The sequence below is a fragment of the Streptomyces iakyrus genome (assembly GCF_000717055.1).
GTDB classification, from domain to species: domain Bacteria; phylum Actinomycetota; class Actinomycetes; order Streptomycetales; family Streptomycetaceae; genus Streptomyces; species Streptomyces iakyrus.
On record NZ_JNXI01000106.1, the window covers coordinates 1 to 379 of the forward strand.

Sequence of the window (379 nt, forward strand, 5' to 3'; positions counted from 1 at the left end):
CACCTACCACAGGTTCAATCCGAACATTTGTCGCGGATGCTAGGCGGGCAGGGCGTTGGTCTTGAGCGGCTACTCACGGACATCGGTGACGCTGCGTCGTCAAAAACCGGAGCCCGACATGAAGCCTCGTGCAGGCTCCTGTGGGAGTCGCGGCCTGTCGGCGGTCTTCATCCTGCTGTTGCTCGTAACGCCGGCGGGCGCGCAGAACGCGAAGCAAAGGGGCAGCTACCTGCGCAATATCGAGCTGTGCAGCGGTCTCGATCACACGCCGGCCGACGCGCGCATCGGTGCGTGCACGGCGCTGATCGATGCAGGCGAGGACATGACACAGGCCGGCCTCGCGATCGCCTACAACAACCGCGGCAACGCCTACGCCACC

At 64.6% G+C, this 379-nt stretch carries 1 protein-coding gene; it reads left to right on the plus strand.

All coding sequences use genetic code 11. From position 1 onward, the window contains the following. Nucleotides 1-61: 61 nt before the first annotated feature. Nucleotides 62-379, plus strand: a 318-nt coding sequence (locus OO68_RS48945; protein ID WP_209442692.1) for a hypothetical protein, incomplete at its 3' end; no start/stop codon positions are given.